This window comes from Sinorhizobium medicae, from assembly GCF_007827695.1.
Lineage (GTDB): Bacteria > Pseudomonadota > Alphaproteobacteria > Rhizobiales > Rhizobiaceae > Sinorhizobium > Sinorhizobium medicae.
Genome location: NZ_VITA01000001.1, coordinates 98,379 through 110,751, shown reverse-complemented (window position 1 = coordinate 110,751; position 12,373 = coordinate 98,379). Strand labels below are relative to the sequence as shown.

The window sequence follows — 12,373 nt, the reverse complement described above, 5'->3', positions numbered from 1 at the left end:
CCCGGCGAAGGATCAGTTATGAAGCAGATGCCCGGCGTTGATTTCCTCGCTGCTGCGGAAGCTGTCCGCTGCGCCAGATCCACAATGTTCCTCGGAATGGAGATCGCTTCGCGCCTTACAGACGTTCTGATCGCCAAGGGTGTCCTGACACGGGGCGAAGCCAGGGCGACCCTCTACGCCATCGCCGAAAGCATCCGCGATGATGCTGGCGGTACAGGCTCTGAGGAAACGACAGAGGCAATAGCGCGATACCTCGAGGAGGTGGGCGACAGCTTCAAAGCCTGATTCGCGCCTTAGGCAAGCGCGCCCGGCCCGTCGTGATGACGCGCCAGTCCCTCAGATGGAGCCTTTATGGTCACCGCAAATGAAGTCTTCCGCGATTATGAAACCGATGGCATTCCGTCTTCGGGAGCGCACGAAGTCAAAAAGTCAGATGTTCGCCGGCTCCTGACCGGCTACGAAGGAATCATCAACGCCTTTCTGTCCGACGGTGGGCTGATCTACACGAGCAAAGCGTCCCTCGATGCTGATCTCGCGCACGATGCCCATTCCTCGGCGTGGGTGATCGGCGATCCCGTCTCTGCCAATAACGGCGTGTACATGAAGATCGGCGCCTCGGGTGCCGGCTCTTGGACTCGCGTTGCGGACCTGCCTTTCTCCTTCATCGTCGCATCCGACGCCGGCGCCGGTACGCCCAACGCCATTCAGGCGACGACCAGCATTCCGGTTTCGTCCAGCGCGCTTGTGTGGGCAAACATTTTCGAGAACAACACCGCCTCTCCGGTAACGATCAGCTTCAACGGCGGGTCTGCGCTCACGATCAAGACGAACCCAGGGAATGACGTGGCCGTTGGCGGCCTGACTGCCGGCATGATTGTCATGGGTATCGTGACGGGCAGCACGTTCCGGCTGGTCAGCGATCAGGCGAGCGCGGCTGTTCTGGCGGCGGCCGAGGCTGCGCAGGCGGCGGCAGAAGACGCGGCCGACCGGGCCGAAGCTGCTGCGGCCACCGCCTTGGCTACAGTCGCCACGTACGGCGGGTCTTCCTCTTCGGACAGTTCAGCAGCCATTGCCGCAATGGCGTCGGCGCTTGGTTTCGTCAGGTTTGGTGCAGGTAGCACTCTCGTCGATGCCAGCATCACGATTGACGTTCCGATCGAATTTCAAATGGGCGCATACATCACCGCTGCGGCAACCAGAACGGTCACGATCACCGAAGTCATTGACAGCCCGAAGCAGCACATCTTCAGGGGGGACGGAAGTTTCATCCTCGCGAACGACAGCGACAGCGGCGAACCCGCACGGCAGGTTCATGCGTCGTGGTTTGGTGCTTTCCCTGGAAGTAATACCGTTGACCAAGCGCCGGCCATCCAGAAGGCCTTCACGGCGATGGGTAACTCCCGCGAAAGCAAAGTGGAGTTCGATATCGGCAACTACACCATGATGACTGGTGTCACGCTAACGCGTGGCGGATGGGTTATGGGCAGCGGCAATCGCAGAACTGTCTTCCTCGTGAAAGGTGACGGTTTCGATGTGTTCGCGACCGGACACACAGCCTGCCGTTTCTCCGATATCCAGTTCGAGAACCACCCCGACAACGTTTCCGCCAGGACAAGCCCCTTCATCCGCATAGACCACGACTTCTGCGTGATTGAGAACGTTTTTGCGCAGGAGGCGTTCAACCAGATCATCGTGGGCGAGAGTGGGAATAACTGCGCCATCCGCGAACTTAACATGGTGTGGCGGACGTACCCGTTCACTGCTGGCTCGGCCGGTATTCTCGTGCGCGGCTCTGGCTGCAACATTAGCGGAGTGTATTCCAACTACTCGTCTGGAGGCGGCCCAGAGTCACTGATCGCTGTAGGGAAGGGCGCCAGCGGGAACGTATCCGCCCCACGCATCAATAATGTGAGCTACATCTGCGCCTCGACAGGAGTTTTGGTGCATGGCGACAGCATCATTGTTTCGCGCGGGCAGATCAATGATATCAATTATCGCGGTGCGACAGGCAATGCACCGCAGGCAGTCAAGTTCCTAACCACCGGCTCTGGTGGAATTTTTGGCTTTTCGGTTGACGATGTCACCATCAACGGCACCGCCACTGCAGACATTACGTTCCAATGCAATGGCAGCGGCGACCTGAAGCAGATCACCGTTGATAATGTGTTCAGTTCTGGCACGACCGGAAACGGTATCGAGTTCATTCGGACGGCTGGCGCGCTGTCGGATATCGTCATCGGGGCAACCGTCAATGTGCGGCTGCGCGCGACTCCGGTGTTCTTCTCTGGGAGCAATTCCGGCATCCGAATTGATCCCCGGGCGATGGTCGGAGGGGACAACAGGGGTGATGTTGCTGGCGTATTTTTCCGTGGCAGCGTTGCCGATGATACGGCTTTCTCAGTTACGCTCGGACGGCAAATCTTTTCGGGCACCGCCATCATCACGGCTGGCATCACGGAAAAGGGCATCTTCGGTATTCGTGCCGCACCAACGCCTTCGGTATCAGCAAACTGGTTCACAGGCGCCACAGAGACAAATGTCGTAGCCGTGGCAACGTCTCTTTCGGGGACAACCGGAACAGATGGCAATCTGACGTTAGGTGTTCAGGACGGTGGTCTCTACGTCGAGAACCGGACCGGCGGCGTGCAGAACATCAGCGTGTGCGTGATGGGAGCTTAGCGGAATTAACGCCTGCTGTTTGAAACATTCGGCGGGCGCTACCACGCACTTTACGCTAGTGCCGACAACGGCGCAGGCGATAAACAAGGCTGCATCAGGACCGCCGGACCGGGTTGTGATTTGAAGAAGTCGCTCGGCCGCCTCGCTCCTCTCGAAAGCCGACTATAGTTGACTCACGATCAGAGTTGTATCAAAAGGCGCGTATTTTCATCACGTGCACGGCCCGAGAATGACTCCAAAAATATCTGTGATTGTGCCTCTCTATAAAACAGAGCGGTTTGTGGAGAAGTGCGTCCGCTCGATCATGGAGCAGACCTTTCGTGATATTGAGATTCTCTGCATTGACGACTGCTCGCCAGACAACAGTGCACAGATTGTGAGGCGCCTCGCCTCCGATGACAAGCGCATCAAACTCATTCAACACGTTGAGAATCGTGGTTTAGGCGGTGCGCGAAATACCGGGATTCTGCACGCCAGAGCGCCGTACATCGCAAGCGTCGACAGTGACGACTACATCGAGCCAACGATGCTCGAGGCGCTCTACGAAGGGACGATGGGCGAACATTACGATGTCGTTGTGTGCGGATACGACAGAGTTGACGAAACTGGAAAGGTACTTTCAAAGCACCTCAGAAGTCAAAAATCGATGGATCCAATCCCGGATGGTCAAGATCCCTACAAAATTGCCAACCCAGCATTCTGGAACAAGCTTTGGCGAACGTCTCTCTACACTGAGAACGAAATATACTTTCCAAATCATATATACTATCAGGACGCAGCAACGACGCCGCGTATTTTCGCGTATGCGAAGAATGTTAATTTTATTGGAGGTGAATACTACAAATATCTAGTCAGATCTGACTCTATTACAAATAAAATAAGCGACAAACATAAGCTGGATAAATACAGAGAGTTAGATTTGGTAAAAGAGTTTTTTATCGAGCGTGGTTTATACGGGAAATATCACAACGCGTTCAGGAAGCGCGTTCTTGATACGTATCGGGTTCACTACACGACCATCGTGGACAACGATAAGAGTCCTGACGATCAATCGGTTAGATATCTTCGATATCTTCTTTTGATGAGAGAAAGCTACCTTCATCTGGACGACGCAATCCGTGGAATGACCATCGAAGAGTTACACACGGCGTTCCAAGACGGCGGTATCGATATTCGGAGGCTTGGACTTAAAAGGCAAACTATATCTTTGGAAGGCATTCCTCCAAGAATAGAGCGCCCGTGGTCGCGAGCGCCGGAAGTTCTGGTGTTGACACTGCATTCCGGTGAGAACGAGTTCGCTGCATCGAAACGGTCGCTTGACCACCAGACATACAAGCGTTGGACACACAAGGTGTTCAGCGACTTGGGAAGTGTCGAGTCCCATCGGGCTCTATACGGCGAGATCATGGCCAACAGCGGAAGGTACCACATCTTTGTCAAGTTCGACGCCGATATGGTTTTTGCTGATGAGAACGTGCTGGCTGACATCGTCAAGCAATTCAATGCGGATCCTCAGTTGGACCACTTCATCGTTGCCTGCAACGACTGGATGACTGGCAAACAGATCATCGGGGTACATGCGTTCAGTAATCGCGTCACGTGGGAGCAATCAGCCGAGGGCCTTTTCGTCGACCCAAGTCCCAAGCGACCGGGCAAACGCGTCATCATGGAGAATCCAGACAGGATCTTCTTCCATCACTCCCCTGATCCTTCTCCCTTCCAGGCGTTCCATTTTGGTGCGCACAGAGGATTGAAGCTTACTCAACGATTCCGCTCGTATGAGGACAAGCGTTCTGATGCGATGATTAGTCAGTGGGATGTATTTTTCAGTGTTTGGAGCCGCTTCGTTGAAACGGGCGATCAGCGACTCGGTTTAGCGCTCGTCGCCTGCCATTTAGTCATTTCCGACGAATTGGGTGACGGTGCCCAAGACTACAAGGACGCGGAGCTGCATGAGTCGTTTCAAAAGTATGCAAGCGTCAGCTCTGCGGAGATGCTCTCGCTTCTTCAGCCATTATGGGGGACACGTCCTAGTCGCCGAAAATACTTTGCCCGTGCTGTCGGATCTGATGGACTAAGGAAAATTGAAGAGGATCGGAGGAAGCGGGAAAAGGCGAAAACACCTGTAAAGAGATCAACTCTTCTGGCTTCTGATGAGCGCATTCGATCACGTCGTCGGTATCGGATATATAGCGCCGTGTTGTCTCCGTTCATTGACGAAAAACTGAAGCGGAAGCTTCACAACGCGCCAACTGCCTTCTTTCTAGATGCTAGGCACCCGGCATTAAAACTGGGCAAATGGTTGCTCCGTGGTGATTTGTAGTAGTTCGTGGAAGCCCTACTGCAACGTCTCCGCAGGCGTGGTTCCAATGTTGGTCGCCAGCTGATATGGCCGGCAATGAGGCGATTCTGGGCCTCATTGCCGCGGCAGTTGGAATCTTAGATTTTTACTTTCCCGAAGACCTTCTCCGGATAAATGAGGGCTATTCCGAGTCTCATAAGCAGCCCGATCACGGGGGAAGACAGCAGCTTATCCATTCGGTCCTTCTTCTCTGCGTGTCTCTTGTATTCCTCGAGCTGTTCCTTGGAGATACGCAGGTATGATCGCAGGGGGAATGCTTCGAACCGCGCAATTCCAGCGCTCCCCTCTTTATGGAAGTCCTTAAAATCACTCTTGTAGGGAGCAAGCAGTTCTTGTTCCAAGGCGCCTTGGTCGAAAAGACCATGCTGCTTGTTGGCCCAGAGCACAGACTTGACGTGCTTAGCAATGTCGCGATAGCGCTTGGCGAGTTGCTGCTGATTGAATTTTTTGGCCGCCCATCGCGCATGGAGATCGATCGCCGCCTGGTCGGTGAACCCAAGATATCGAGCATTCCGAGAAATGACCCGATAGGCAAAATTTTCTTGCTGCGAGCGAATCTCGCGGGGGTCTGCCATCTTCGCGCGATATTTGAGCAGAGGCTTCTGAAGATTGTGAAAGCGCGCGCTTTGCTCAAAGGCCAGCCGCGTCCAGAGCTCATAGTCTTGAGCCTTAAGGAATTCAGGATTGTATCGTACCTGCTTTGCGCGAACATAATCGCCGCGCAGCATTACCGTCGGATGAATCATACCCGGCCTGTGAAGCATTGCGACTTTGATCTTTCGGTCGCTCTCTGGAGGTGCCGGGGTGTACTCCGGCGGCTCATGCCAGAAGGGTCTGATAACCGTAACATTGGTGCCGCAGACGTGAATGTCTGGGTTGGAGTTCATGAAGGAGACTTGCTCCTCCAGACGGGTAGGCTCTGATATGTCGTCGTCATCCATCCGAGCAATGTACTTACCAACGGCGAGATTGAAACCGACGTTGAGTGCTGACGGGAGACCGCGGGATGTCTCGTTCCTTAGAATCCGCACGCGGCTGTCATTTTTTGCGTAAGTTGCCAACATGGCTGGCGTGCTATCCGTTGACCCGTCATCAATGATGATGAACTCCAGATCGCTCAGAGTCTGATCGAGTATAGATTGGACCGCCTCACCGATCGTCTTCTCGCCATTTCTGGTCGCCATGACAACGGATACCAGAGGGCGAATAGGCACGGCTTTGCCATACTCCTCTTCCGGGAGAGCCCACGGCGTTCTTTGGCGAACTGCATTGTACATATAACCGAGGGGATGACGGCAGCCGGAGTGCCACGGCTTTAACTTTCCTGAGAACTGCACGATGGCGGGTGAAGCCTTCGCCTCAGCAACCTCAGCTTTTCCATAGGTCAGTGTGCCTTTTCCGTTGTAATCATATGTCGCTCGCACGATGCTCCATTTCGGGTGGAGAGGCAGAATTCTGCCGCGCAGAACGATGTTGATCACGTCCTGATCGGGAAATTCTATGGATTCGCGCTTATCGAGAAAGCAGTCAATGAGAGCTTTTTCGATGTTTTGAGCGCGCATGCCTTTCAGATCAACGACCATCGTGCCGGAGTTGAAATAGGGGTCAGATGCCGAGAGGCCAATCTCGCGCTTGTAAGTCTCGTATTTGCGCCAAGGGCTTTCGACCAGGGCTATTAGTTTGCCCGTGAGGTCGGTATCCCAGAGAGGCTGGAGAGAACTTATGGTAACAGCGTCAACATCGATGTAAATTGCTTTGTCGACGCTCGGCAGCAAGTTCGGCATGAGGAGCCGGTACATGGCCACTTCGTTTATGTATTCCGGGGTTCTCTTCCCGATCTCGTGCTCGAATTCGATCTTAATGAATTCAACGGAAATATCGAAGCTTTGGACGGATGCCTTAATTTTTTCCTTGGAAGCGGCGGTAATGTTCTTCTCAAGAACATGTACTGCTATCGGCCCAGGGGTAGTTTCGGCAATTGATCTAATATGGACGCCAAGATGTGGCGCGTAATTTTCGTCGGATGCAAAAATAACGTGTATCACTCAAAATAAAGCGCCGTGCGCCCTCCTAGTTCAATTCCAATGGACAAGTTTCGTGCGTTTTGAGACCGCATCTCGGATCCGCTGGTCTCGCTGTTTTGATATGGGAAAACGGTCCTGATGGAATTCGCAGCGCAGTTCGTCTATCAGATCGATGGCGCCGGTTTCAAGTAAATGTTGTAGAACCTGATATTCTGCACCTTCTATGTCCATCTTTACGGTAACGGTGTCACCAGGCCCAACTAGGTTGCGCAACCACTCAGAAAAATCGACCGTTCGGACAATGACACTCTTTTGGTAGTCAATTTCAAAATGCGGGGCCTGGGGCACTTTTTTCTTGCCTTTGACCAGAGTGCTCGAAAGCGGATGGCCGAGAAACATGGGCCGATTGCCATTGCTCGTCCAGACAGCAGCTTCAATAATGGCGACATGTGTTCCAGAAAATCGTTTGTTCAGTCGTTCAACCATCAAGGGGTTTGCCTCAAATCCCCACGCCTCATGGTCGGGGTTATCAGCCAGGAATGAAGCGATCGTATCACCCTTGTTAGCCCCCAGATCGATGTAGATTTTCTTCGGCATTCACAAGCGTTCCTCTATGCGGCATCATGCGATGGGCGAGTGGTTGACGGGCGCTGAAAAGCAAGGTCGTGGTAACCCATGTGGTTCAGCGCGAGATAGCGTACCGGCCACTTGCGCTCGTTCACACATTCATTTACCGCTGCCACAACTCCATAGGCTACACCCTCTGACCAACTCCAGGTGGTGTAGTCGTTGCAGATGACATAGCCGCCAGGCTTTACGACGCGACAGGCTTGCTCCAGGTCCTTTTTGACTGCGGCGTAGTCGTGGGCAGCATCGATGTAGATCCAGTCGAATTTGTCATTCGGGAAAGTCGCCAGCACATCCCATGACATGCCCTCGTGCTTAAACACGCGAGAACCAAGCAGGACATCCTCGTAAGCCACTGTCATTTTATCCAAGCGACTATCGACCAAGTGTAGCTCGGCGAGGTCGTACTTTTCGAAGAGCTCCTTAGAAAATTGTCCCGTTTGGACGCCGACTTCGCAGGCAACCGCATGCGAGGGGATGTGTTCGAACGCGACACGCCTGTCGGCGATCAACCGTGCGCCATCGAGAAGGCTGGGTTCAATAGGTACTGGCGTTCCGTCCAATAAACCCTTTGGCTGCCCGGGATTGCCTTGTCGGTACTTAGTAATCGCCGCTCGGAACTGCTTCGCGGCGGCCTTAAGCTCAAGGAAATCCGCGGCTTCTGCGGTAGTCGTGTTCGGCATGTCGTTATCTTGCTCCCGCTTTGGCACGTAAGGTGACCATCTATCGGCTCATATTTGCAGGGCCCCACGCCGTCAACCATAGCAGTTCTGAGTTCGCGGGGAATTGCCCTTTAATCGTAATGTCACGCCAGACCGACGTTCGGAAACGAGACAAATAATCCGGTGATTATTCCCCCCGAATCGAGGGTGGGCCGCAGCTAAGTTAACGAGGCGGGCTGCCGGCGGCCTGAGGTTTGGCGAAGGCAACTTGCGCGTCGGGCTTGTCACACTACCGGTCCGGTAATCGAGGGGCCTGGCGTCGTCCGCCAACGAAAGTTGGAACCACGGATGGGACTGTGACTGCTGACATGGCGACCCTGCCCACCTAACTACTAAACCACCCGCGCACAGGAATTCTCGTGATCATCACCACCGCGTCACCACGTGGGCGCCAAGTGCCCACGACGGAAACCTGCTGCGCTGTCGCTCTGCAGTCACAAGCGACCCAGATCATTGCTCCGGTGGCTGACGCAAGATCTGGCAAAATTGTTCCGAATACGTTAACAATTTATCCTCATCGTTTCATCGGAGTGCACAATGATGCTGGCCAAGGTTCGTGCAATATGCAGCGAGTTTGATATCGCGATCGTGGCGGCCAATGTCCAGCCCATGCCCGGGCAGACTCGAGCGCTAGGGACTCTGGAGCGCATCATGGCACGGCACGGCGAAGGCCATCTTCGTCTCGTCGTTGCGACCATGGCCGAGACCACCGGCAATCAGGGCTTCATCAACGAGTATTCGGCCTGGGCCGCGTCCGATCTGATCCGAGCGAACTCGGACTGGATCGAAGATCACGCAGAGGAGTGGTTCCAAGCATGGGATAAAATCCCGCTCGGCTTCCTGATGTGGCAATGCCAGCAGCTCTACGGCTTCGTCACGCAGCGCCAGGCGCTGGCCGGCATGCTTTACCTGCTTCTCTCGGGCATGAACCCCACCAGAAAGCCCGAGGAGACGATGGGATACGCTTGGATGAACCGGCTTCGCGCCAGTCAGGAAGAGCGCTTGAACGCTGCCCTAGAGGCTGCATGACGTTCACTGCGGCTTTTTACGACGGTGCGGTTGCTTCCTTGCTGAGAAACTCTCCACAGCAAGCCTCTCCCTGATACGATCAGCTTCGGACATTTCAGCTCTGGCCGAGTCGGCTGTCCGCGCACGCACGGCCCTCTGCGTTCTGACGTCCGCGGCCGCTTTAGCTTCTCTCTGCTTCCTCGCTTCATTGTTCGCCATCCATCGCGCGAGTTCCGCTTCCCCAGATTCCTCCGTCGATACTTGCGGTGGCTGAAATGGCATTACTCGGACAATGGCGCCTTCAAGCTCTAGCTCAACCGTAACACCTTCGGAGTTTGCGACCGCAGCCATCCGCTTCAGATCCGCCTGACGGATCAACGCTGGTCTGGTCATAGGTAACCCTCCGGTGCTTCCTATATGCTTCCTGTGGATATCGGAGGAGGGGAGGGAAGGACCGAAATCCCCTGAGAAATATGGCGCACCCGACAGGATTCGAACCTGTGACCTTTGGAATCGGAATCCAACACTCTATCCAGCTGAGCTACGGGTGCATCCGTTGGCGGCAGGGCCGCCGAAGCAGTCTGTGAAGCGGTTCTTAGCCTAGCTTGCGCGCCGCTTCAATGGTGATTGACGGTTTGCCGCGGAAATTTGCGTTCGACTATGGCGCAGAGAGCTTGCGCCGAGAGAAATGCCGCGTCCTTCGACGCGGCATCGGTGGCGTTTGGCTTGCCTTCACGCCATCTGCATGGCGCCGGGACCGGGGATCGCCTTGGGGGGCACCTTGCCCATGATGATCATGCCGAGCACCTCGTCCTTCGTCACGTCCTCGGTGCGGGCGTGGCCGACGACCTGGCCGTTTTTCATCACGGAGACACGGTCGGCAAGGTCGAAGACATCGTGGATGTCGTGGCTGATCAGGAAGATGCCGATGCCCTCGCGCTTCAATTGTTTGATGAGTTCGCCGACCTGTGCTGTCTCCTGGGGTCCGAGTGCCGCGGTCGGTTCGTCCATGATCAGGATGCGGGCGTCGAAGAGGATGGCGCGGGCGATCGCAACCGATTGCCGCTGGCCGCCGGAAAGCGCTTTCACCGGCTCCTTGAAGCGCTGGAAGTTGGGATTGAGCCGTCCCATCACCTCGCGTGCCTTGGCTTCCATTGCCACATCGTCCAGCGTGCCCCAGGGGGTGCGCAGTTCGCGGCCGAGATAGAGGTTGGCTGCGGCGTCGACATTGTCGGCGACCGCGAGTGTCTGGTAGATCGTCTCGATGCCGTATTTCTTGGCGTCTCGCGGATTGCCGATCTCGGCAGGTTCGCCGTTGATCAGGATCTCGCCGGCATCGCGCCTGTAGGCGCCGGAGAGAATCTTGATCAGCGTCGATTTTCCGGCGCCGTTATGGCCGAGGAGGGCGACGACCTCGCCGGGGTAGAGATCGACGGAAGCATTGTCCACCGCATGGATGCCGCCGAAGGAGATGGAAATATTCTTCATTTCCACCAGCGGAGTGCGTTGTTCAGTCATGTTCGAACTCCTAATTATTTTGCGCGGGCGCGGTAGACGGTGTCGAGCCAGACGGCGGTGACGAGCACGACACCGACGACGATCCGCTGGAAGGGCGTGTCGATCCCGAGAAGCACCATGCCTGACTGCAGCGATTGCATGACGAGGGCGCCGATCATCGCCCCGGCGATGGTGCCGACGCCGCCGGCGAGCGAAGTGCCGCCGATGACTGCGGCAGCGATCGTGTAGAGCTCGTCGAGTTCGCCCTGTGCATTGGTCGCTGCGTTGAGGCGCGCGGTCGAGATGGCGGCAGCGATCGCGCAGAGCACGCCCATCAGCATGAAGATCTTGACGGTGACCCAGCGCGTCTTGATTCCGGCGAGCTCGGCCGCTTCGGGATTGCCGCCAAGTGCGAAGACGTAGCGACCGAAGCGGAGGCGGGTCGCTATGAAGGTCATGACGATGCCCACGACGATCGCGACCAGTACGGGAACGGCGATGCCGTGCGGGATCTGCAGGCCGCCGTCCGGCCAGGCAATGCTGTTCGCATCGGCATATCTGCGGGCGATATTGATGGGCCAGTAATAATGATTTGCGACGGAGACCGCGCCAAGCACCAGGGCACAGCCAAGGATTGTCAGGAAGTATTCGGCCCAGACCGGGCGCAAGGGAAACCCGAAGCGTTTGCGTTGCCTGCGCGAATTGAGGACGGCGCCGATGATGGCGATACAGGCGAGAACGCCAACGACCCAGCTCGCCGTGGCGCCGATCGAACCTTGGGTGCCGCCGCCCATGAGACGGAAGGTGGTGTCCATCGGCGCGACCGTCTGTCCGCTCGTCACGAACCAGGTGGCGCCGCGCCAGACGAGCAGGCCGCCGAGCGTCACAATGAAGGAGGGAACGTTGAGGAAGGCGATGATCGATCCGTGAAGCGCGCCGATGGCGGCGCCCACCGCGATGCCGCAGGCAAGCGTAATTGCCCAGATGGCGGGATGACCGAGCCCGAGATATTGCGGCAGGACCTGCGCCTGCAGCACGCCCATGATCATGCCGCAAAAGCCGAGCACGGAGCCGACGGAAAGGTCGATGTTGCGGGTCACGATGACGAGCACCATACCGGTGGCCATAACGGCGACGGATGAGGTCTGGACGGTCAGGTTCCAAAGGTTGCGCGGCGTGAGGAACAATCCTCCCGTCATCACCTGGAAACCGAGCCAGATGATGATCAGCGCGCCGACCATGCCGAGAAGCCGGGTGTCGATTTCAGTGGCGCGGAAGAATCGCTTCACCAGGTTTTCGTTCGCCTTTCGGGCGCGGCTCGTTTGCGTACCCTGTGTCTGGTTGGCTTGTGTGATGTCGGCCATGGACATGCCTTCCCCCACCTATGAGTTGATGTCGTCGCGCCGAGCGGCAGCGAGAGCGGTCAGCACGTCCGGTCATGGGCCGGACTTCCG

The 12,373-nt window shown here is 56.2% G+C and carries 9 protein-coding genes and 1 tRNA gene; 4 read left to right on the top strand and 6 right to left on the bottom strand.

Features of this window, described 5'->3' with window-relative positions; translation table 11 throughout:
- The first annotated feature begins 18 nt into the window (after nt 1-18).
- The 3 genes from FB009_RS00530 to FB009_RS00520 all read left to right on the top strand — a co-directional run bounded on the left by FB009_RS00530 (nt 19) and on the right by FB009_RS00520 (nt 5,002).
- Complete coding sequence (locus FB009_RS00530; protein ID WP_145161391.1) at nt 19-285, top strand: hypothetical protein; 267 nt, start codon at nt 19-21, stop codon at nt 283-285.
- 66 nt (nt 286-351) lie between these two features.
- On the top strand, nt 352-2,679 hold the full coding sequence (locus FB009_RS00525) for a hypothetical protein (protein WP_127677715.1): 2,328 nt from the start codon (nt 352-354) through the stop codon (nt 2,677-2,679).
- 229 nt (nt 2,680-2,908) lie between these two features.
- Nucleotides 2,909-5,002, top strand: a complete 2,094-nt coding sequence (locus FB009_RS00520; protein WP_127625751.1) for a glycosyltransferase family 2 protein — start codon at nt 2,909-2,911, stop codon at nt 5,000-5,002.
- A 116-nt stretch (nt 5,003-5,118) separates the two neighbouring features.
- On the opposite strand, the gene FB009_RS00515 is transcribed toward FB009_RS00520, so the two are convergent.
- From FB009_RS00515 to FB009_RS00505, 3 genes are read right to left on the bottom strand one after another with little or no spacing between them, the layout of a single operon-like run.
- On the bottom strand, nt 5,119-7,086 hold the full coding sequence (locus FB009_RS00515; protein WP_145161388.1) for a glycosyltransferase: 1,968 nt from the start codon (nt 7,084-7,086) through the stop codon (nt 5,119-5,121).
- Between the two features lie 30 nt (nt 7,087-7,116).
- A complete protein-coding gene (locus FB009_RS00510; protein ID WP_127625753.1) occupies nt 7,117-7,662 on the bottom strand; it encodes an FkbM family methyltransferase in 546 nt (181 codons plus the stop codon).
- A 14-nt stretch (nt 7,663-7,676) separates the two neighbouring features.
- Nucleotides 7,677-8,375, bottom strand: coding sequence for a class I SAM-dependent methyltransferase (locus FB009_RS00505; RefSeq protein ID WP_127625754.1), 699 nt, complete (start codon nt 8,373-8,375; stop codon nt 7,677-7,679).
- A gap of 576 nt (nt 8,376-8,951) precedes the next feature.
- On the opposite strand from FB009_RS00505, the gene FB009_RS00500 reads away from it, so the two are divergent.
- Nucleotides 8,952-9,443: a hypothetical protein gene (locus FB009_RS00500; protein WP_127625755.1), complete on the top strand. Its 492-nt coding sequence runs from the start codon at nt 8,952-8,954 to the stop codon at nt 9,441-9,443.
- Between the two features lie 453 nt (nt 9,444-9,896).
- Here the strand turns inward: FB009_RS00500 and FB009_RS00490 are convergent.
- The 3 genes from FB009_RS00490 to FB009_RS00480 form a co-directional block, all read right to left on the bottom strand.
- Nucleotides 9,897-9,973: transfer RNA gene (locus tag FB009_RS00490), tRNA-Arg, on the bottom strand.
- A 181-nt stretch (nt 9,974-10,154) separates the two neighbouring features.
- The gene (locus FB009_RS00485; RefSeq protein WP_012061398.1) at nt 10,155-10,940 is read right to left on the bottom strand and encodes an ATP-binding cassette domain-containing protein; all 786 of its coding nucleotides are present in this window, start codon (nt 10,938-10,940) and stop codon (nt 10,155-10,157) included.
- A 14-nt stretch (nt 10,941-10,954) separates the two neighbouring features.
- Nucleotides 10,955-12,283 (bottom strand): sugar ABC transporter permease, encoded by a 1,329-nt coding sequence (locus FB009_RS00480; RefSeq protein ID WP_024312497.1) that lies wholly within the window; start codon nt 12,281-12,283, stop codon nt 10,955-10,957.
- Between the last annotated feature and the right edge of the window lie 90 nt (nt 12,284-12,373).